The sequence below is a fragment of the Candidatus Poriferisodalis sp. genome, assembly GCF_965262965.1.
Taxonomy (GTDB): Bacteria; Actinomycetota; Acidimicrobiia; order Acidimicrobiales; family Poriferisodalaceae; genus Poriferisodalis.
Window position 1 is genome coordinate 671124 of the sequence record NZ_OZ253573.1, and the last position, 19233, is coordinate 690356.

A 19233-nucleotide genomic window follows, 5' to 3' on the forward strand; every position below is an offset into this window, starting at 1 on the left:
CTGTGTCCCCTCAGCGAGCAGTCGGGCTTCGCAGCACCGCGTCGAGCGCGTCTGCCAGCGCCGGGTGCGCGAACCCGAATCCGCTGTCGACGAGTGCGTCCGGAACGACTCGCGCCGAGTCGAGCAGCAGTGCTTGGCCCATCTCCCCCAGCGCAGCACGTATTGCCAAGCCGGGTGCGGGCATGAGCGACGGCCGCTTGAGCGCCTTGCTCAACGCGCGCTGAAAGTCACGTTGGCGGAGCGGGTTCGGCGCAGTCAGGTTGACCGGCCCAACGACGCTTTCGGCATCGATGAGGTGCCGGATGGCCCTCACCTCATCGTCGAGGCTGATCCAGCTCCACCACTGCTGGCCTCGTCCGAGCGGACCGCCAGCGCCGAGCTTGGTGATGCGGACCATCCGTCGCAGCGCCTCGGCCCCAGGGCCCACGACCAGACCAGTTCGGATGCGCATCAGCCGCACGCCAGCGTCCGTGACGGGTGCCGCAGCGAGTTCCCAGCGTTTGCACACGTCAGCCAGGAAGCCGTCGCCCGGCAATGACCGCTCAGTGAGCTCGTCATCGCCCCGGCTGCCGTAGAAGCCAATCGCAGAACCGCTCACGAACACCGACGGCTTGGCATCAAGTTGTGACACAGCACCCGCCAGCAACTTTGTCGACTCGACGCGGCTCGACATGATCGCCGACTTGCGAGCAGAGGTCCACCGCCCTGCGATGCCCTCCCCGGCTAGGTGCACAATCGCATCGAGCCCTTCGAGCGCCTCGACCTCGATCGTTCCGGACTCGACGTCCCACTCCACTGTCGGTTCGGCGAGATTGGCGCGGCGCGACACCCCCACGACGTCGTGGCCGTCCGCCCGCAAGCTGGCCGCGAGCGCGCCTCCGATGAGCCCTCGCACGCCGGTGATCGCCACTCGCATGTCACTCATCATGTCGCAAGTCCGCACCCCCGCAATGTCGCGGCGGCGGACGGCAGCAGATCTGGGCGGTCGAGCGGCCTTGGCTAGCGACCTTGGAATCTGCCGGGACGGCGTTCTGAGACGGAGGCCATGCCTTCTTTGGCGTCCTCGGTACCCCCCAGGCGGAGCTGCTCGGCGGCCTCGCGCCGGGTGATCTCTCGGACGCGGTCACCGAGGCCCAGACGCAGCGTGGCCTTGATGGAGCGCACCGCCAGCGGGGCGTTCGCGGCGATCTCGCGAGCGACCTCGATTGCCCGATCGCGTACTTGATCGGCCCGGACGCACTCGTCGGCGAGACCCAGCTCGACGGCCTCGTCGCCCTTGTAGCGCTTGGCCCCCAGCAGCACCTTCGCGGCGCGTTCGGGACCGAGCAGCGCCGGCAGTGTCACGCTCATGCCGAAGCCCTGATGAATGCCGAGCGAAGCGAAGTTGGCACAGAAGCGAGCTTCGGGACAGGTGATGCGGATGTCCGGCACCATCGCCAGACCCAGACCGCCGCCGATGGCCGGACCATGGATGGCACCCACGATCGGCAAGGTGACGTCGAACAGCCGGCCCGAACCCTGGTACAGCATCAAGGTGGCCTCGCCGCCCACCTTCTCTTCCGCACCGCCGCCGACGCCATCGCCGCCGAGATCGGCCCCGGCGCAGAACGATCGCCCGGCTGCGGCGAGGACGGCACATCCGATGCTGGTGTCGCGCTCCAGCTCGACCAGCGCGTCAGCAATGTCATGCACCTGGCGGTAGCTCAGAAAGTTGTGCGGCGGACGGTCCATGACCACCACACCGACGCGCCCATCGCGCTCGACCCTCAGTCCGTCTGCCATCGGTGTTCCTCCGTCGTCGCGGCGGCTGCTGTGCCTCCGGTCGGCGGCTCACGCTAGCGCTGGCCGAACTAGCGTGACCGCAGCACCGTTCTGGCAACACCGCCATGTTCGGGCTGAGTGTGCGCCGAGGGGGAGCCGTGACCCAAACCGACGTGACAGAGACCACCGAGACCACTGCGCATGTGCGCACCACCGCAATCGACTGGGACGAGTTGCTGGCTCGCCTGCAGGCTGTCCTACGGCTGCGCACCACACCTATTGGCATGAAGCTGTTCGAGACTGTCGCCGACATGGAAGCAGTGCCACGGGTGCGCCGCCCGAACGCCATCCACACCACCGACCAGATCGTGGGCATGGCCTGCCGGCTCAACTGGACGGTTGGCTTCACGATGGATGACCTCGTCGGCGCCCAGTGCGGCGCGGTCATCGGGCTGCATCCCCAGGACGACAAGTGGTTGTCGGGCGACCGCATGGCTGGGGTGTGGTACGAGACGCTGGAAGATGCCTCAGCCCACCAGCACGCCATGGATTTCGTGCCCTACGGCACTTATGAGGCGATGGTCGTCTCGCCGCTGTCGTCGAAGCGGCTCGATCCGCCCGATGTCTGCATGATCTATGCCACACCGGCCCAGATGATCATCTTCATCAACGGCCTGCAGTGGCGGGAGTACAAGAAGCTGGAATGGGGCTGCGTCGGCGAGTCGGCCTGCGCTGACTCGTGGGGCCGGGCGCTGCGCACCGGCGAGCCCAGTGTGTCGATTCCGTGCTTCGCCGAACGGCGCTACGGCGGCGTGATGGAAGACGAGATGCTGGTTGCGCTCACACCGGAAGATCTCGTTGTCGCTGTCGAGGGCATGGAGGCGCTGGCACGCAACGGCTTGCGCTACCCCATCCCGACATACGGCATTCAGACCGACGCCCGGGCGGGCCTGGGCGTCAGCTACGACTGAGCACACCGTTCAACCGCACCGACCAAACACAGACAGGGAACAACGTGGCACTGCAACCGACCAAAGAAGGCTTCGACCTCGGCATCGTCACCAGCAACGGCGACGAGATGCTCGCTTTCTATCGCGATGTGCTCGGGCTCGAATTCGAAGCGACGCTCAACATGGAGAAGGTGGGCATCGCCCAGATGCACCGACTGTGGGCGAACAAGAGCCTGCTGAAACTTGTGGTGCCCGGCGTGGTGGTCGGGATGGTTGAAGATCCCGACGGCAACTGAGTGGAGTTCATCGACAACCCCTGAACCTAGGCTTGCGGGGCATGGCGACGTTGGGAGCGTTGGGAGCGTTGAACTGTGCCTGAACCACAGCGCAAGACAGTCCACGACCTGCTGGCGGAGGCGCGCGCCGGGCTGGACCGGGTCTCGCCCGCTGAGCTTTCCGTGCTGCTGGGGGCTGTGGCCTCGGCCGGCACCGGACGGCTGCGCGTCATTGACATCCGATCGCGGGACCAGCGCGAGGCCAACGGCATCATCGAGGGCTCCGAGCCCATCGACCCCTTGGTGCTCGAGTGGCGCATCGACGGCGCATCAGGTTTCGCCGAGGGCACAGCAGCCGACTTCGACGACCGCTTGGTCATCGTGTGCAATGAGGGTTACAGCTCCAGCCTCGCCGCCGCTCGCCTGCAGGACCTGGGGTTCGGCAACGCTACGGACCTCGACGGGGGCATGGCCGGCTGGAAATCCCACGGTTTGCCGGTAATCCCGCCGCCCGCGGCCGGCGCGGAAACCGCCGGCTAGCTGATCCGGGTCTCGATCGCCGCGCAGACCTGCGAGGCGAATTCAGCTCGTGCCAGGGACGGGCCGCTCGCGCAGGCGCCTTATGACGTCGGCCATGAAGTCGTCGTCCTGTGCCCCCGGAATGACGAGGCGCCCGTCCAGCAGCCAGCTGGGAGTGGCGCTGATGCCCCACTCATGTGCCCGAGCCATCGACGCTCGCAGAGCAGGCAGCAGCTCGTCGTTGGTGACAACGCGCCGCAGCACGTCAGGGTCAATGGCCACATCGGCCGCCAATTCGACCAGCACCTCAGGATCAGAGACGTCGAGCTCGTCTTCCCAGTAAGCGGCATAGAGCCGATCGTGGTAGCGCTCGGCGGCGGCGGGGTCTGCATGCTCGACTGCCAGCGCTGCCTGGTGCGCCTTGGCGCTGTTTCGCAGGCGCTTGGGAGACACGAAGCGGATGCCCTCGGCTTCGGCGAGTGCCGCCACCCGATCGAATCCTGAACGGACCTCGATGCCCTCCGTCGGCACCTCGGGATGGATTTCGTAGGCAAGCCAGGTGATATCGAGGTCGTGACGTTGAGCCAGTTGGACCGCCCGGGCCCGTGCCAGATGGCACCACGGTCACAGATAGTCCGACCACACCAGCACCGACATCGAAGTTGGCATTGACATTGCCCTCACCCCATCTATTCATCCTCGCACACGCTCCGGCGGGGACGGCAGGTGGCCAGTAGTTTGCCGCGCATGGAATTCACCATCCCCGCCGACATTGCGCAGCTGCTCGACGACTTGGACACGTTTATCGACGACGTCATCAAGCCCATCGAGAACGAAGACGACAACATCCGGTACTTCGACCACCGCCGGGAGGACTCACGCACCGACTGGGAGCGCGACGGACTGCCCAACGCGGAGTGGGAGGCCCTGCTGGTCCGGATGCGCTCCGAAGCCGACAAGGCGGGCTTCTTGCGCTGGCACTTGCCCGAGCGCTTCGGCGGCAGCGATGGGACGAACCTGGGCATGGCGATCATCCGGGAGCACCTGGCGCGGCGCGGTCTGGGTCTGCACAACGACCTGCAGAACGAGAGCTCGATCATCGGCAATTTCCCGACCGTGCTGATGATGGAGCGCTACGGGTCACCCATCCAGCAGGAGTACTGGATTCCCAAGATGCTCGAAGGCCAGGCCCGTATCGGATTCGGTTTGACCGAGCCGCTGCACGGCTCGGATGCCACCTGGATGGAGACCACTGCGGTGCGCGACGGCGACGAGTGGGTCATCAACGGCGAGAAGTACTGGAACACCGGGCTGCACCATGCCACCCACGACTACATCTTCGCCCGCACCTCAGGGAACCCTGGCGAGGGCCACGGCATCACCTGCTTCATCGTCCCCACGGACTCCCCCGGTTTCAAGGTGGAGGAGTTCATGTGGACGTTCAACATGCCGACCGACCACGCCCACGTCCGGCTCACTGACGTGCGAGTGCACAACGACGACATTCTGGGCGACGAGGGCCGCGGCCTGCAGACGGCGCAGTTGTTCGTGCACGAGAACCGCATCCGGCAAGCGGCGTCGTCGGTGGGTGCGGGTCTGCACTGCATCGACGTGGCGGTCAACTACGTGAAGAACCGGACCACCTTCGGCAAGCCGCTAGCGCAGAACCAAGCCATCCAGTTCCCACTGGCCGAGCTCTACACCGAGGCGGAGATGATCCGGGCGCTCATCTACAAGACCGCCTGGGAGATGGACGAGGGCGTCGACCACATGGAGATCACCGACAAGGTGGCCATGTGCAACTACCGCGGCAACCGGTTCTGCTGCGACGCCGCTGACCGAGCCATGCAGAGCTGCGGCGGCAACGGCTACAGCCGTCACATGCCCTTCGAGCACATCTACCGGCACCACCGCCGGTACCGGATCACCGAGGGCTCAGAAGAGATCCAGATCCGCAAGGTCGCCGGCAAGCTGTTTGGCTTCGCCGGAAGGGCGAAGGGCTAGCACAGCGCCGGGCGCGCCACGGGCTAGCGCGACCGGTCGGAGGCGAGCGGATGCAAGACGAGGCACCAACAACTAGCGCGGGGAAAATGTCGGAATGCCCGCGTCTTGCGCAGCGCGGGCAAGCCTCTCGTCGTACGTGACGAATCCATGGAGGTCGTCTCCGAGATCGACCGCAGTCGCAAGATGCAACGCATCAAGACTGCGCAGCTCCGGTGGATCGAGGATGGCTGCGCGCTCCAATCTCGCCTGCGTCACACGGACGAATGTCACCGAGCCGAGCAGGTGCTGGGCGCGATCCGTGAATTCGGGCGCGTAGCGACGTACAGCTCTCATGACCTCAAGACGCGCGAGGTCAGACGAGACCGGAGGCTCCTGCTCGTGGCTGAGCCAATCTGCGAGCGCCGTCGACTCGGCCTCGCGGACGACAAGCTTGACCAGCGCTGAGCTGTCGCAATAGTTCGCCACCGACGATGCTCAGACTCAGTAGCGCTCTTCGGCCCGCATTGCGATGATTGCAGCCGAGAGGTTCGGGCCCGGAGTCGGCGGCGGGAGGTCGGCGAGGTTGCCTTGCGCAGGTGTTGCTTCGCCAGACGCAATCAATTCTTCTAGACGCGACCGGCGGATTGGGGTGAGCTTCGCTACCGGTCGGCCCCGATTCGTTACCGTGATCTCCTCACCGGCGGCTGCGCGTGATACGACCTCCGACGCGTTCTGCTTGAGCGCCCTGATGCCGACCTCAGCCATGTTCTACATTGTACTACATCGGTGAGTCGTCGGCGGAATCCCGAAGGTCCATATGCGGAGGATTCGGCCCCGCCGATCAGTCGTCGAGGCGGGCTGTGGCCTGACCAGTCAGGACTGCTCGGTCGTGCTGGTTCGTCGTCGTGATGGTGAGATCGGCCAGCTTCTGGCCGTCCTCATCACGGATTTCCGCGACCTCGGCCGTCGCGGTGAGGGTGTCCCCGGGCCACACCTGGTTGGTGAACCGAACGCCGTAGTAGGTGAGGCGGCCGTCACCCACGAAGTTCGTGACCATGCGGCCGGTCATTCCCATGGTGAGCATCCCGTGTGCGAACACCGTCGGGTAGCCCGCCACCTCGGTCACAAACTTCTCATCGGTGTGAACGGGGTTGTAGTCGCCCGACGCCCCTGCGTACTGCACGATCTGGGTGCGGGTGAGATCGTCGACGATCTCCTCGGAGTAGCTGTCTCCGACGCTGAGCTGTGATGCACTGAGTGCCATGTCTGTGTGCCTTTCTGCGATTCGTGTGTGACTGGCGGCGATGCGCTAGTCGTCGATCTGTGCTCTTCGGGTTGTCTCCGAACTAGTCGTCGATGACCTTCTCGGTGACGACGCCGACGCCCTTGGCGGTGATGACCAGCTCGTCGTCCTCGTCGCGGTATTCGGTCACGGATTCGGAGAACTTGAGAATGCCTGCCCGCCGGGACTGCTTCTCCCACTTCTCGCCTTCGTAGGTGACCGCGTGGAGCACGTCGCCGGGCTTCAGGTGCCGGTAATAGGTGAAGTGCTGCTCGGCGTGCAGGCCGCCCGCTGCGGCACCAGATTGCTTGTCGTCCTCGCGCTCGTCGGCGACATCGGTGCCATCTGACTCAGCGACGTCTCGCACCAGGGTGCCCGAGGCCGTGCGTCCGCTGCCGAACCACTTCTTGTCCGGCTTTGGACGCAGGAAGTAGTTCGGGTCGAATTGGGCGCTGGACTGCGCGAACGTCGGCGGCGCGATGATCGAGCCGACCTCGGTGCCTGCGGCGTAGTCCGCGTCGCTGTAGATCGGGTTCGTGTCGCCAACGGCCCGCGCAAACATCAGGATGTGCGAGGCCTCCACGGGAAATCGCTCAACTGCCATGTCTGGCTCCTCTCGCGGCTGCTCGATTCGGGACGCCGCCGCAACATGATGGCAGCCGCGCGCGCAGCGCGCACAAAAGACACAGCGCGCAGCGCGCACAAAAGACACAGCGCGACACGCTCACAACCGAACACAGGTCCGGTTTGACGGGCGTTCTAGGCCAGGGCGGCAGCGAGGGCCGTTCGAACGGCGGCGGGGTCCTCATTCATCATCATGTGGCCGGCGCCAGCGAGGTGGACGACGTCGATGTTGTCGAAGTCGGCGATGAGCGGAACTGCGGCCCGTGGCGGCGTCATCTTGTCCTCGCTGCCGACGATGACCGTGACCGGGCATTTCACTCTCGACGCCGCGTCGCCTGCCTCGTAGGTCGCGCATGCAGACAGGTCGGCGTGGATGACTCCGTCGTCGGCCCGCTCGAGCAGGGCTAAGCCGCCACCCAGCATCCACAAGCCCGGCGTGGGATTCGTGGCGACGTGTGCCCGGTTGCCGTGACTCCAAGCCGTCATGAGTTCTGGCGCAAGCAGCTCGTTGCGCCGAGCGGCGCCGAGCAGCGCCGGATGCACGGGCATGGCCGCCGCCGTGCCCAGCAGCACCAGTCGGGCAATCCGGTCATGGTCGGCCGCCGCAGCTTCAGTGCAGATCAGCGATCCCATCGAGTGACCGACCAGCCGCACCTGCTCGCTGTCGAGTCGCTCGGACACCGCGGTGATCGCCTCACCGAGCCAAAGGGCCATGTCCGCCACCGAATCGAGCGGCTCGCCGTCGCTGAGACCGTGGCCTGGCAAGTCGATTGCCAGCGGCGTGAAACCGTGATGTGCGAGCCAACGGGTCTGCAGCTGCCACACCGTGCGATTCATGCCCGCACCGTGTATCAGCATCACCACCGGCGCGTCGGCCGCTGACGAAACGTTGGGCACCACTCCTCCGGTCGCCACGCCAACTGACTGGGACCGGACTTCGAGAGAGAACGACTCAGTAGCTGTCATCAGCTCAGCCTTTCTGCGAGGCGCGCAGGGCGCGGGACAGGTCCGAGATGATGTCGCCGGGGTGTTCGAGGCCGACCGACAGGCGCACCAAGTCCTCCCCGACACCGGCGGCGGCGAGATCTTCAGCGCTCATCTGCTGGTGGGTGGTGCTCGCGGGATGGATGACCAGCGTCTTGGCGTCACCGACGTTGGCGAGGTGTGACGCCAGCCGCACCCCTTCGATGAAGCGTCGGCCGGCCTCACGGCCGCCTTCGATGCCGAAGCTCAGGATCGCACCCGCACCCTTGGGCAGCAGGCGCTTCGCGAGCTCGTAGTCGGGGTGCGTCGGCACCGACGGGTGGCTCACCCAGCTGACTGCGTCGTGGGTCATCAGGAATTCGACGACCAACTCGGTGTTGGCGACGTGCCGGTCCATCCGGATCGGCAGCGTCTCTATCCCCTGCAGGAGGTAGAACGCCGTGGCTGGGCTCATCGCGGCGCCGAAGTCGCGCAAGCCCTCGGCTCGGGCCCGCATCGAGAGTGCCTGAGGTCCGTACTCGTCGGTGAAGGTGACGCCGTGGTAGCCCGCATAAGGCTCGCTGAGCGTAGGGAACTTGCCCGACGCGGCCCAGTCGAAGCGCCCGCCGTCGACGACGACGCCGCCAATCGCGACGCCATGCCCGCCCAGGAACTTCGTAGCGCTGTGCATCACGATGTCGGCGCCCAACTGGATCGGTCGCATCAGGTGCGGAGTGGTGAACGTGGCATCGAGCATCAGCGGCAGATCGGCCTCATGGGCCACCGCGGCCACGGCCGAGACGTCGAGCACTTCGATGTTGGGATTCCCCAACGTCTCAGCGAACAGCACCTTGGTGTTGGGCTGGATCGCTGCACGCCAAGCGTCAAGGTCGCGCGGATCCACGAACGTCGTGGTGATGCCGAAACGCGGCAGCGTCAGGCTCAAGATGTTGTGCGTGCCGCCATAAATGTTGCGACTGGCCACGATGTGGTCACCGGCTGAGGCAATGGTGGCGCACGCTAAGTGGAACGCCGCCATGCCGCTGGCCGTGCAGACCGCGCCGACGCCTCCCTCGAGGGCCGCAACGCGCTCTTCGAGCACTGCCACTGTCGGGTTGGAGATGCGGCTGTAGATGTGGCCGGGGATCTCGAGGTTGAACAGGCTGGCCGCCTGCTCGGTGTCAGTGAAGCTGAACGAGGTCGTCTGGTAGATCGGCACGGCTCGCGCACCGGTGGTCGGGTCAGGCCGCTGACCGGCGTGCAGCGCCAACGTGTCAAAGTGCAGGAAGTCCGGCTCGACCATGGGTGCCTCCGGGATGGTGTGCGAGAGCTCAAGTATTCAGCACGCGAGCGTGGGCGCCACCCGTCGCCTGAAACTGGGTGCCAGTCGGTCAGCCCGCGGCGGCCTCGGCTGCGCTGACGGCCTCCCAGACCCGCTGGGGTGTGACCGGGATGTCGATGTGCGTCACGCCGAGGTGGGCAAGCGCGTCAATGACCGCGTTCTGCACGGCCGGCGGGGCGGCGATGGCGCCGTTCTCGCCGATTCCGCGGGTGCCGAGTTCGTTTCGGCCGGTCGGTATGCCGAGCCGGGCCGTGTCGATCGGTGGCACGTCTGCGGCGGCCGGGATGAGGTAGTCCATCAGCGTGATGGTGCGCGGCGTGCCGTCGTCATCCCACTGGGCGGCTTCCATGAGGGCCTGGGAGATGCCTGCGACGGCTCCCCCGTGCTGCTGGCCCTCCACCGAAGCCTCGTGCAGCATGCGGCCGCAGTCGTCGACCGCTGCGAAGGCCAGCAACGTGACACGACCGGTCTCGGCGTCGACCTCCACCGCCGCAGCGTGGGTGCCGTAGGGATGGGTCGGACCGCCGCGCCGCTCAGCGACCGTGGCGCTGATGCCTTCCGGCGCAGCCGCTGCGATGTCGGTCCAGCTGGCCAGCCGGGACGGCACGCCGGCGACGTGCGCGCCGTCGGGTGTGACCTCGATGTCGTCTGCGCTTGCCTCGAGCATCTCGGCCGCTACTTCGCTGATGCGTGCACGCAGCTCAGTCGCGGCGGCGGCGATCTGGCTGCCCAGCACCGACGCAGTGCGAGAACCGCCGGTGACCCCGCCGAACGTCGACGTCACCGAGTCGGCGTCGTTCACCCGCACCGCGCCCTCGGCGATCCCGACCCTGGCGCTCGTGATCTGCGCCCACAGGCTGTGGTGGCCTTGACCGTGACCATGGCTGCCGCAGGTGACCAGCACGCTGCCGTCGGGACCCAGCTCCAGCGAGGCGTAGTCGGGATCGTCACCGCTGCCGGCGGTCTGGCTGTAGCAGCCGTAGCCGACACCGATGAACGCACGGCGATCGCCAGCGGCCCGGCGATCGGCGGCCAGCGCCTGCCAGCGGGCGTCGTCGATGAGCTCCTGCGCTGTGTCGAGGGCCCGGTGCGGGTCGCCACTGTCGATGGTGACGCCGGTGCCGGTGTCGTACGGCAGCTCGTCGGCGCGCAGCAGGTTGCGGCGCCGCACCTCGGCGGGGTCGAGGCCGAGCTCGCGGGCGCCAGCATCGATGGCCCGTTCGAGGGCGGCGTTCACCTCCGGCTGGCCTGCGCCGCGGTACGCCCCTACCGGAGGCGCATTGGTGACCGCGGCGCCGTAGCGGTAGCGCAGCCGGGGCACCCGGTACAGGCCGGTGCTCTGGCGATAGCTGGCCGCAGCCAGCATGGGCGCCATGTGCGGGTAGGCCCCGGCGTCGCTCCACATCACCACGTCGATGCCCGAGATGCGACCCTCGTCGTCGAAGCCCATGCGGATGCGGTGACGCTGACCGCGCCCGTACGGCATCGAGACGAACTGTTCCTGGCGGCTCTGCACCCAGCGCACGGGGCGACGCAGCAGTTGCGCAGCGCGGGCCACCACGAAGAACTCGGGCATCGGGTCGCCGCGGCCGCCGAAACCGCCACCGACCCAGGGCTCACGCACTCGAACGGCGGTCGTGGGCACACCCAGCAGGCGGCGATACAAGTACGGCGCGCTGTGCACTCCCTGGCCGGTGCTCCAGATGTCGAGCTCGCAGTCCGGCGACGCGCCGTCGGCCTGCGGCGTGCCGCGGATCAGCTCGAACGGCGTCGCCACGATCGCGCACGGCTCGATCGGCACAGAGGAGATTCGGTCGTTCTCGCACACAAGCTCTACGACACACGCTGCGCCAGCGCAGGGGTCGTCGCGGGGCGCGCCATCGGGCTGTGCTGAATCCACCGGGCGAGTCGGCTCGGACACAAAGCCGCCTCCGTCGGGCGGATCGAGCGGGCGAACCACGTTCGTGCCCGCATCCGGGTAGAGCAGGACCTCGTCGGCAGCAGCTCGCTCGACATCGATGACGGCCGGCAGTTCGTCGATGTCGACGGCGACCAACTCGGCTGCGTCCAGAGCCGCTGCAGGCGATTCGGCCAGTACGACGGCAACCGGCTCACCGACGAATCGCACTCGTCCGTCGGCCAGCAGCGGCCGGGCCATCTTTCCGCCCAGGGTCGTGGCTCGGTAGTACTCGAACGGAGCGAGCCCCAAGGCTGGGGCATCGAATACCGCAGCTACCCCGGGCGTCTGCTCGGCCTCTGTCAGGTCCACGTTCCGCAGCTCTCCGTGGGCCACGTTCGAACGCACGAAGGCTGCGTGCAGGCAGCCGTCGGGAACAGCCAGGTCGGCGGTGAAGGTCACCGTCCCACGCAGCATCGGCAGATCTTCGGACTCGAGCCGGGCAGTGCTCATGGCGTCACCGTAGCGACGCAGGTTCCGGTGGTCGCGCGGAGACCGACTGCTGTCAATCGACGGGTGCGGGATGTGTGCTGCCCGTTTGTCTGGCCCCGAGTTCGACCTGGATCTCTTTCCGGTGCTCGTCGAGGTACGGGGCTCGGCGCATCGCAACGTCGATGCCTCCAATGAGCGAGCCGACCTGGGTCATCGGGCCCCACTCGGTCTCACCGAGATCGACAACGTGGCCATTCGAAGTCGCGACCTCCGACCCGACGAATCCTCGCCGTTCGGCGGGCAGATTGCTCGTGCCCTCCGGCGTCTTCTGGTGCCAGACCCACTCCGGGCCGTCGGGGGTCGACGCCTCCAGGTAGGTGCGGTCGGGACCGCTGCCTCGGTAGTCGAGCCCGCCCATCTCAGCCGGTGGCCGCCCGTCATAGGACACGAATTCGGCTGCTTGCGCCGCCATGACCGTCTGGGTGAGCGACGTGCGCACGGTCCGGCCCTCGCCGTCGGCCAGCCGCCGGTAGAGCGAGCACAGGACCCCGAACGTGGCGATCATCGGCGTGGCGGCGTCGTGCACTGGGACGGTCAGGAATACCGGTTCGTCGTCTCCACCCTGGGCTGACATGATCCCGCCCAGCGCCTGCAGCAGCGGGTCGAAGGCCGGCACCTCTGCCATTGACTTGTCTCGGCCGTAGCCGGGGCTCTTGACCAACACGGCATCGGGACGGATGCGGCGCAGTTCCGCGTCGGAGCATCCAAGCCGTTCGGCGACGCCGGGGCGGAAGTTCTCGACGATCACGTCGGCGTCGGCGACGAGCTGCGCCATGACCGCGTGGTCCGCGGCGTCCTTGAGGTTGAGGCAGACCGAGCGCTTGGACTGGTTCCAGCCATTGAAGTAGGGCCCGAGGACGCGGAATGGGTCGCCGCCGGGCTGCTCGATCTTGGTGACCTCGGCGCCCAGCATTGCCAGATGGCGGGTGATGACCGGTCCTGCGATGAACGAGCTGAGATCGACGGCCTTCAGGCCAGCCAAAGGCGCTGCGCCCGGTGCCGCCGGGTCGGGGCCCGGTTGGGTGGACCATGCGCCAGTCTCAATCTCGGCCGCTACCTCGCCGTTGTGCTCGCCCAATCGCGGGGCTGACCGCAGTTCGACAGCGTCGCAGCCATCGATCCACATTGGCTGCGGCGGAGTGCGTACTTCGCCGAGGTCGGGATGGGAGACGGTGGTCGCGAGCCCGTTGGCAGCTGCCAGCGGCGACGCCATGAACTCTTCGCGGGTCTGGGTCGGCTGGCACGGCACGTCGTGAGCCCCGAGGATTTCCAGCCACTCGTCGAGGGGGCGGGTTGCGAAGGTCTCTTCCAGGATCGGTGTGATCTCCGCCAGCGGCTCGAGGTCGAGCAGGCCCCAGGGCGGGTTCGGGAAGCGCTCATCACCCAGCAGGTCCTCGCGTCCGATGGCTCGCAGCATCGCCACGTAGAAGGGCAGCGTGCCGCAGGCCACGAACATCCACCGGTCTTCGGCGGCCCGGAACAGTCGGTACACGGGTAGTCGTCCCGCCGAGCCCAGCGGGCACGAGCCGTCGCGGTCAAGACCGGCCATCTCGGCCATCTCGAAGTCGCCGATCTGCATGGCGCCCGAGCCGGACACTTCCGACACGGTGTAGGTGGGCGCTGCCCGGCGCGCCCGCCGAGCATACAGACCCGCTGCCGCGGCCATTGCGCCGAGCATTCCGGCCCCGTAGGAGGCGAGCGGCACCACCAATTCGACCGGGCCTTCGGAGTAGCTGATCTGGTTCCAGCCGATGCCGCTCACGGCGGCAACCTGCGACGGCGTACCGGCGCGGGTGGCATACGGCCCGACATCGCCCCAGGTGGGACACGACACGATCACAGCGCCCCGAGCGAGGCACCGGACTGCGGCCGCGGAGTCGGCGTCGGGCACGAACACCGCATCGGCACCGCCGAGCAGCTCGCCGAGTATCGGCGTGGTGAGCGATGCCGCCGTGGGCCGCAGGATGCCGGGCAGTGATGCCGCCGGACCGTCGACGCCGGCGGGCAGCGGGGCGCGCTCCCATTCGACGCCGTCGGGCACCACCGAGCGCTTGTTGCGGCTCACGGCTTGGAAGCCCGGGTCGCTGCGGTAGGGATCCCCGCTCAGCGGTTCCACCTTCACCACCGCAGCGCCCTGATCGGCGAGAAAGCGCGCTGCGTACGGCCCGGCGATGCCCGTGGTCATTTCGACAACACGGACCCCGTCGAGGCACTGGACCGTCGAGTCACTGCTTCGGGCGCCGTCGGTGCTGCTCATCGGGATGACTGTAGGTGGCCCGGTCCTGCGGTCGCCGGAGGCTGCGCGCTCTACGATTACCCCTGTGACAACGACTTCTGACACCGCCGCGGACCCCTTCACGGAGATACCGATTCCCAACGCGCCGACCTTCGACACGATCGAAGCCGAACGACAGCACCGCAAGGAGCGCTTGGCCTCGGTGTACCGGGCGTTCTCGCTGTTCGGCTTCGAAGAGGGCGTGGCCGGACATGTGACCGCACGAGACCCAGAACTGACCGATCACTTCTGGGTGAATCCCTTCGGCGTCGGATTCGGCCAGATCAAGGTGTCGGACCTGCTGCTCGTGGACCACGACGGCAACATCGTCGAGGGGCGCTATCCACTGAACCAGGCAGCGTTCGCCATTCACAGCGAGGTGCACAAGGCGCGGCCCGACGTGATCGCCGCGGCACACACTCATTCGCTCTACGGCAAGACGTGGTCGAGCCTGGGTCGCCTGCTTGACCCGCTCACCCAGGACGCGTGCGCGTTCTACGAGGACCACGCCCTATTCGACGACTTCACCGGAGTCGTGCTCGACACTTCAGAGGGCAAGCGCATCGGGCAAGCGCTTGGCAACTGCAAGGCCGTGATCCTCCAAAACCACGGTCTGCTCACCGTCGGCAGCACCGTCGACGAGGCAGCGTGGTGGTTCATCACCATGGAGCGCACCTGCCAAAGCCAGCTGCTGGCCGAAGCCGCTGGCACGCCAATCCCGATCTGCCACGAGTCAGCCAAGCACACCGCCGCACAGGTCGGCAGCCCCCTAGGCGGCTGGTTCAGCTACCAGCCCATCTACGACAAGATGGTCGAGCGCGACCCCAGCTTCCTCGACTGAACCCTCAGCCGGCCGTCACGGCCAGTGTGGGCCGGGGTACGGCATCGGGCGATCCCGCCAACGCTGATGCAGCGACGCCTCGGGCATCGTGGCCGAGTCGCTGCAGTTCGGCTGCGGCAGCAGGCGGGAACATCTCGTCCAGCAACCATCTCACGTCGTGAGCAAGCGCTCGCGTCTCTCAGCAATTTCGCGCAGCTCGGCGGCGACCCTCTCGTTCATGTCGATCCGAGCATCGATCTCGTCAGGAAACGCTGCGTAGTAGTCGGCGGCAAGCCCGATGGCTTCGGGCGCGAGTCCCGCTTCCTCCGCAACGAGATCGACACGTGAGAGGGTCGTGCCGCGCGCACGCTTGAGATCGCGGACAATTTCCCAAACATCCGGCCCCTTAGCCAACCCGGCTCGGCGACCGGCGGGGCCGTCGCGAAACACGATGCCCGGGAACTGGCGCATCTTGAGTCCTTCGTCAAGCAGCGAGACGGCAAGCGAGGCGACGGGTGTGGCGATTTGCCGGCCCTCATTCTCAAGCCGCACACGCAACTCGTCTGGTAACCGCAACGATGTCGGACGGCTCATCGGTACATCTCCACTGCTCGCGCTACACCGTAGCGCGATGTACTCCCTTCGTGATCTTGAATTCGCCGATTGTGGAAAGAGCTGGTGACGCTCGAGGCACTCGGAGCTACCACTCGGCGGCGATGTACTGGGTTTCGCAGAACTCGTAAATGCCCTCGCTGGCGCCTTCGCGGCCGAGGCCTGACTGCTTCATGCCGCCGAAGGGTGCTGCGGGGTCAGATACGGCGCCCCGGTTCAGGCCGATCATGCCGGCCTCGATTCGCTCGCTGACCGCCAAGCCCTTGGCCAGGTCTTGGGTGTAGACGTAGCCGATGAGGCCCATCTCGGTGTCATTGGCGGCGGCGATCATGGCGTCGGTGTCGGTGAAGCTGGAGATCGGGGCAACGGGGCCGAAGATCTCTTCTCGGGTGATGGGCGCCGCCGGGTCGACCCCACCGAGCACGGTCGGCTCGTAGAAAAAGCCCGGGCCGTCAATGGCGCGGCCGCCGGTAACGGCTTGGGCTCCCCCGTCGATCGCCGCGCGCACGAGCCGATCGATGTTCTCCACTGACGCGGCATTGATCATCGGCCCGCAGCCGACACCGGGGTCACGGCCGTTTCCAACCTTCACATCGCCCATGGCTGTCGCCAGTCGCTCGACGAACTCATCGTGCACGGGTGCTTCCACGAAGAAGCGGTTCGCAGCGGTGCATGTCTCGGCCGAGTGACGCATCTTCGCGACCATGGCGCCGAAGGTGGCAGCTTCGAGGTCGGCGTCGGCAAACACGACAAACGGCGCGTTGCCGCCGAGTTCCATCACCACTTTGAGCACCCGGTCGGCACAGCGCTTCAACAGCACTCGGCCAACCTCGGTGGAGCCGGTGAACGACATCATGCGCACCGCACGGTGGTCCACTACAGCGTCGAGCCAGGCGCCAGAGTTCGACGTCGGCACCAGGTTGACCACGCCAGGCGGCACGCCGGCCTCGCCCAGCAGCTCAGCAACCCGCAACGAGGTCAGCGGGGCCTCGCGGGGCGGCTTGATGACCACGGTGTTGCCGGCCGCCAGCGCCGGTGCCAGCTTGCGGGTGATCATCGCTGCGGGGAAGTTCCACGGCGTGATCATCGCCACGACACCGACGGGTGGGTGCCGGGTGATGATGCGGTTCGCGCCCGAAGGGGCGACGCTGATCGAGCCGTGAATGCGCACGGCTTCCTCCGCGTTCCAGCGGAAGAACTCCGCTGCGTAGGCCACCTCGCCCACTGCATCGGCGCGGGGCTTGCCGTTTTCGAGCGTGATCAGATCGGCCAGCTCGTCGGTGTGCTCGATGAGGATGCGGTGGGAGTCCCGAAGGATCTCCGAGCGGACACGCGGTGGCGCGGCGGCCCAACCCGGCTGCGCAGCGGCTGCTGCGTCACACGCAGCTGCTGCGTCTGCTGGCGTCCCGGCTGCGACGCTCGCCGCGACGTCGCCCGTGGCAGGGTCGAGCACGTCAATCCGGCTTGCTGCGTCTCCAGCCAGCCAGCTGCCTCCAATGAGCATCTGTGTCTGCATCGGGCCAGCATCGCAAATCTGCCGTTCGTTGCGCGCCACCGTCAGGACATGGCCTCGGCGGGATGACCCAAACGGCAGCCCGGCTGACGCGTCCGAGTTGTGGTGTGATCAGTCGCCGTAGTGCTGGAGACCGCGCTCGCGGGCGCGCATCTCGGCGACAGCGCGCTGTGCGTCGCCGATCGCGTTCTCCAACTCGTCAATGACGACGTCAGGGTCGGAGGTGAACTCCATCTCCTCAACGAGGCGAGCCAAGCGCCCCTGGGTCCGCCACGCAGCGAACTTGGCCCACTCGGTCCAGAGCACCTCGTGGTCGTCGATGTCGATGAGGTCGGACGTGCGACTCTGCTCGTCGACTGCGACGTCGGTCGCCACGTAGCCGTTCACCATGGAGATCCGCTCGCACATCTCATCGAGGGGTCCGGCCCGGTGGACCACCATGTCACCGTGCAGCGCGACGGCGTATCCAGGTCCTGGGAAGTCGGGAGCGACAGTGCGGTCAAGCGGGACTCGCTCACCGGCATCGGCAAGCTCGGCAGCCTCGTGCTTGGTGCCCCAGAACCACTCGAAGCGGCCACCGGCGACCTCGGCTGGGTCGGTTACTGCGAGCACGTAGTCGAGGGGCAGCGTGTCGTGATGCCACTTGTCGATGGGACTGTCGATCTGTGACGGCTCGTAGTTGAGGTGGCCAAGATGCACCGGCATCGGGTGCGGGGCAATCTCGATGCCGTAGATCGCTTCGAGATGCGCCGTCACCTCCGGGCTGAGACACACGTCGCGCAACCAGCGTGAGCGGTAACAGCCGCCGCGCACCGTCCGCTCGATCCGCTCCCCTGCCGGACGGGTGAAACACCGCAGGCGCCGGGCCGTGTCCAGCATGATCGCTGCGCCCTCGTCGCTCAGCATCCGGAACGGCGACGACAGCGCCACCGGCGTGGCCTTCGTGGCGATCTCGGCATCGTCATAGCCGAGGTCAGCCAACATGAGGACTTCGGCTGGCGTTTCAAGCTGCAGATGCCGGTCGGGATTGAACACCGGCTCATCATCGAGCCACTCGTAACCCCGTGGCAGCGTCTCCGGAAATGGAATCGCGATACCCATAAACGCCTGCCTTGTGTGTAGATCTCGGCGGAGACCGTAGCCGGGTGGCCATCGATAGCCCTGCGGCTCACGATCTTGCCAGAACTGCTACCGCGCTCCCCGCTTCTCCGACACACCCGGATTGGGGCGCGTCGGTCGCGGAGGCGCTACTGGCCTTTTTGGCTGTGGCCGAGGCGTCTTCTTTGGGCTTGATTGCACTTTCCTAGCCATGAGCAGTATCTCCCAGAGCGACAATGACGCCGACGACTTCTACGGGCAAGAATAGCAAGCCCCGGTTGAACCACTTCAGCCGCATGCTCAGCTGATGTCGATTGAAATCCGTCTGATGCCCGAGCCAGAGCGCGAGCTCGCGATGGAGTTCCGGCAAGTCAGCCGGAGGATCTCCCTCAATGTATGAGCCGACGATCACGCCAGCATCGTGGACAAATTGGCCCTCGACCGGTCGCCAGATCATGACCGTCGACAACACGATCCCGGAAAAGCCCGCCACTGCGAGCACAGCGCCGGCCAATGCAAGCCAACCGATATCGGCTGAGCGGTCATCGGTGAAGAACAGACCTGCTGCGAGTCCACCAGCCACGGCTGCGACCGACAGCAACGCGCCCGCCCGATCACGGGTCTCACGCAGTATGGATGCTTGCTCCGCTACGGCATGGAGGCCCGCTTCGTAGGCGAGCTTGTACCCGTCCGCGTCACCGAGAGCGACCATCGACGCAACCTAACTCGGCTTACGAATTGACCGGCTGGAATAATCGAACTGACGC

Annotated in this window: 21 protein-coding genes; 5 read left to right on the top strand and 16 right to left on the bottom strand. The window is 66.7% G+C overall.

The annotated features are described in order from the left end of the window. Positions 1-10: 10 nt before the first annotated feature. Positions 11-928, bottom strand: a complete 918-nt coding sequence (locus ACQY5K_RS03150; RefSeq protein WP_428119981.1) for a TIGR01777 family oxidoreductase — start codon at positions 926-928, stop codon at positions 11-13. Between the two features lie 71 nt (positions 929-999). After that, complete coding sequence (locus ACQY5K_RS03155; protein WP_428119983.1) at positions 1000-1782, bottom strand: enoyl-CoA hydratase/isomerase family protein; 783 nt, start codon at positions 1780-1782, stop codon at positions 1000-1002. 197 nt (positions 1783-1979) lie between these two features. On the opposite strand from ACQY5K_RS03155, the gene ACQY5K_RS03160 reads away from it, so the two are divergent. The 3 genes from ACQY5K_RS03160 (at position 1980) to ACQY5K_RS03170 (ending at position 3526) form a co-directional block, all read left to right on the top strand. Beyond that, entirely contained in the window at positions 1980-2732 is a 753-nt protein-coding gene (locus ACQY5K_RS03160) for a DUF169 domain-containing protein (protein ID WP_420442911.1), read from the top strand. Positions 2733-2776: 44 nt separating this feature from the next. After that, complete coding sequence (locus ACQY5K_RS03165) at positions 2777-3007, top strand: VOC family protein (protein ID WP_428119985.1); 231 nt, start codon at positions 2777-2779, stop codon at positions 3005-3007. 75 nt (positions 3008-3082) lie between these two features. Continuing rightward, positions 3083-3526, top strand: coding sequence for a rhodanese-like domain-containing protein (locus tag ACQY5K_RS03170; RefSeq protein ID WP_428119987.1), 444 nt, complete (start codon positions 3083-3085; stop codon positions 3524-3526). 42 nt (positions 3527-3568) lie between these two features. Here ACQY5K_RS03170 and ACQY5K_RS03175 read toward each other — a convergent pair whose 3' ends face one another. Further along, positions 3569-4117 carry a DsbA family oxidoreductase gene (locus ACQY5K_RS03175; RefSeq protein WP_428122843.1) on the bottom strand — a complete coding sequence of 183 codons (549 nt, stop codon included), beginning with the start codon at positions 4115-4117 and terminating at the stop codon, positions 3569-3571. A 135-nt stretch (positions 4118-4252) separates the two neighbouring features. Between ACQY5K_RS03175 and ACQY5K_RS03180 the strand changes: the two genes are divergently transcribed. Next, positions 4253-5509 (top strand): acyl-CoA dehydrogenase family protein, encoded by a 1257-nt coding sequence (locus tag ACQY5K_RS03180; RefSeq protein WP_428119989.1) that lies wholly within the window; start codon positions 4253-4255, stop codon positions 5507-5509. 72 nt (positions 5510-5581) lie between these two features. Here the strand turns inward: ACQY5K_RS03180 and ACQY5K_RS03185 are convergent, their stop codons facing one another. The 8 genes from ACQY5K_RS03185 to ACQY5K_RS03220 form a co-directional block, all read right to left on the bottom strand. Next, complete coding sequence (locus tag ACQY5K_RS03185; RefSeq protein ID WP_428119991.1) at positions 5582-5974, bottom strand: type II toxin-antitoxin system VapC family toxin; 393 nt, start codon at positions 5972-5974, stop codon at positions 5582-5584. A 15-nt stretch (positions 5975-5989) separates the two neighbouring features. Next, complete coding sequence (locus ACQY5K_RS03190) at positions 5990-6253, bottom strand: type II toxin-antitoxin system Phd/YefM family antitoxin (RefSeq protein WP_428119993.1); 264 nt, start codon at positions 6251-6253, stop codon at positions 5990-5992. Positions 6254-6329: 76 nt separating this feature from the next. Further along, on the bottom strand, positions 6330-6752 hold the full coding sequence (locus tag ACQY5K_RS03195) for a MaoC/PaaZ C-terminal domain-containing protein (protein ID WP_428119995.1): 423 nt from the start codon (positions 6750-6752) through the stop codon (positions 6330-6332). Positions 6753-6834: 82 nt separating this feature from the next. Next, on the bottom strand, positions 6835-7374 hold the full coding sequence (locus ACQY5K_RS03200) for a MaoC family dehydratase (RefSeq protein WP_428119997.1): 540 nt from the start codon (positions 7372-7374) through the stop codon (positions 6835-6837). A gap of 155 nt (positions 7375-7529) precedes the next feature. Then, a complete protein-coding gene (locus tag ACQY5K_RS03205; RefSeq protein WP_428119999.1) occupies positions 7530-8360 on the bottom strand; it encodes an alpha/beta fold hydrolase in 831 nt (276 codons plus the stop codon). Between the two features lie 4 nt (positions 8361-8364). After that, the gene (locus ACQY5K_RS03210; RefSeq protein WP_428120001.1) at positions 8365-9660 is read right to left on the bottom strand and encodes an O-acetylhomoserine aminocarboxypropyltransferase; all 1296 of its coding nucleotides are present in this window, start codon (positions 9658-9660) and stop codon (positions 8365-8367) included. 88 nt (positions 9661-9748) lie between these two features. After that, positions 9749-12109 (bottom strand): xanthine dehydrogenase family protein molybdopterin-binding subunit, encoded by a 2361-nt coding sequence (locus ACQY5K_RS03215; protein ID WP_428120003.1) that lies wholly within the window; start codon positions 12107-12109, stop codon positions 9749-9751. A 52-nt stretch (positions 12110-12161) separates the two neighbouring features. Further along, a complete protein-coding gene (locus ACQY5K_RS03220; protein ID WP_428120005.1) occupies positions 12162-14405 on the bottom strand; it encodes a CoA transferase in 2244 nt (747 codons plus the stop codon). A 64-nt stretch (positions 14406-14469) separates the two neighbouring features. Between ACQY5K_RS03220 and ACQY5K_RS03225 the strand changes: the two genes are divergently transcribed. Then, positions 14470-15264, top strand: a complete 795-nt coding sequence (locus ACQY5K_RS03225; RefSeq protein WP_428120007.1) for a class II aldolase/adducin family protein — start codon at positions 14470-14472, stop codon at positions 15262-15264. 4 nt (positions 15265-15268) lie between these two features. Here the strand turns inward: ACQY5K_RS03225 and ACQY5K_RS03230 are convergent, their stop codons facing one another. From ACQY5K_RS03230 to ACQY5K_RS03250, 5 genes are all read right to left on the bottom strand, one after another. Continuing rightward, entirely contained in the window at positions 15269-15418 is a 150-nt protein-coding gene (locus ACQY5K_RS03230) for a DUF5615 family PIN-like protein (protein WP_428120009.1), read from the bottom strand. After that, entirely contained in the window at positions 15415-15837 is a 423-nt protein-coding gene (locus tag ACQY5K_RS03235) for a hypothetical protein (protein WP_428120010.1), read from the bottom strand. The genes ACQY5K_RS03230 and ACQY5K_RS03235 overlap by 4 nt, the downstream gene beginning before the upstream one ends. 106 nt (positions 15838-15943) lie before the next feature. Continuing rightward, on the bottom strand, positions 15944-17371 hold the full coding sequence (locus ACQY5K_RS03240; RefSeq protein ID WP_428120012.1) for an NAD-dependent succinate-semialdehyde dehydrogenase: 1428 nt from the start codon (positions 17369-17371) through the stop codon (positions 15944-15946). Between the two features lie 108 nt (positions 17372-17479). Next, on the bottom strand, positions 17480-18469 hold the full coding sequence (locus ACQY5K_RS03245; protein WP_428120014.1) for a hypothetical protein: 990 nt from the start codon (positions 18467-18469) through the stop codon (positions 17480-17482). 202 nt (positions 18470-18671) lie between these two features. Further along, entirely contained in the window at positions 18672-19178 is a 507-nt protein-coding gene (locus tag ACQY5K_RS03250; protein ID WP_428120016.1) for a hypothetical protein, read from the bottom strand. Positions 19179-19233: the final 55 nt, after the last annotated feature.

Bases quoted from the DNA above. Each gene is read 5' to 3' on its own strand.
- ACQY5K_RS03150 (WP_428119981.1), bottom strand. From the start codon at position 928: ATGATGAGTGACATGCGAGTGGCGATCACCGGCGTGCGAGGGCTCATC.
- ACQY5K_RS03155 (WP_428119983.1), bottom strand. From the start codon at position 1,782: ATGGCAGACGGACTGAGGGTCGAGCGCGATGGGCGCGTCGGTGTGGTG.
- ACQY5K_RS03180 (WP_428119989.1), top strand. From the start codon at position 4,253: ATGGAATTCACCATCCCCGCCGACATTGCGCAGCTGCTCGACGACTTG.
- ACQY5K_RS03190 (WP_428119993.1), bottom strand. From the start codon at position 6,253: ATGGCTGAGGTCGGCATCAGGGCGCTCAAGCAGAACGCGTCGGAGGTC.
- ACQY5K_RS03195 (WP_428119995.1), bottom strand. From the start codon at position 6,752: ATGGCACTCAGTGCATCACAGCTCAGCGTCGGAGACAGCTACTCCGAG.
- ACQY5K_RS03200 (WP_428119997.1), bottom strand. From the start codon at position 7,374: ATGGCAGTTGAGCGATTTCCCGTGGAGGCCTCGCACATCCTGATGTTT.
- ACQY5K_RS03205 (WP_428119999.1), bottom strand. From the start codon at position 8,360: ATGACAGCTACTGAGTCGTTCTCTCTCGAAGTCCGGTCCCAGTCAGTT.
- ACQY5K_RS03210 (WP_428120001.1), bottom strand. From the start codon at position 9,660: ATGGTCGAGCCGGACTTCCTGCACTTTGACACGTTGGCGCTGCACGCC.
- ACQY5K_RS03215 (WP_428120003.1), bottom strand. From the start codon at position 12,109: ATGAGCACTGCCCGGCTCGAGTCCGAAGATCTGCCGATGCTGCGTGGG.
- ACQY5K_RS03220 (WP_428120005.1), bottom strand. From the start codon at position 14,405: ATGAGCAGCACCGACGGCGCCCGAAGCAGTGACTCGACGGTCCAGTGC.
- ACQY5K_RS03235 (WP_428120010.1), bottom strand. From the start codon at position 15,837: ATGAGCCGTCCGACATCGTTGCGGTTACCAGACGAGTTGCGTGTGCGG.
- ACQY5K_RS03240 (WP_428120012.1), bottom strand. From the start codon at position 17,371: ATGCAGACACAGATGCTCATTGGAGGCAGCTGGCTGGCTGGAGACGCA.
- ACQY5K_RS03245 (WP_428120014.1), bottom strand. From the start codon at position 18,469: ATGGGTATCGCGATTCCATTTCCGGAGACGCTGCCACGGGGTTACGAG.
- ACQY5K_RS03250 (WP_428120016.1), bottom strand. From the start codon at position 19,178: ATGGTCGCTCTCGGTGACGCGGACGGGTACAAGCTCGCCTACGAAGCG.